The sequence below is a fragment of the Paracoccus bogoriensis genome, from assembly GCF_019431455.1.
GTDB classification, from domain to species: domain Bacteria; phylum Pseudomonadota; class Alphaproteobacteria; order Rhodobacterales; family Rhodobacteraceae; genus Paracoccus; species Paracoccus bogoriensis.
The window spans coordinates 1-214 of record NZ_JAHYSR010000095.1 but is presented as its reverse complement, the minus strand read 5'-3'; the positions used below and the strand labels follow the sequence as shown (position 1 = coordinate 214).

Annotated in this window: 1 pseudogene; it reads right to left on the bottom strand. The window is 59.8% G+C overall.

The features are described 5' to 3' along the window. Window positions 1-79: 79 nt before the first annotated feature. A pseudogene (locus KY389_RS15205) lies at window positions 80-214 on the bottom strand (integrase core domain-containing protein); the annotation flags it as partial.

The window sequence follows — 214 nt, the reverse complement described above, 5'->3', positions numbered from 1 at the left end:
ACACCGCAGCGGCCGCCTAACCATGAGCCCGGCAACGCTGCCCCGACCCGATTTCAACATTCATCGGGACATCCCCGGTGTTGTAAAAGGCAATCCATTTGCCAATGCCTGCGCGCGGCGGTGCCGGTCTCGAAAGTATGCAGATAGACGCACTCATACTTCAGCGACCGCCATAGCCGTTCGATCATCACATTGTCCATCCAGCGCCCGCGCC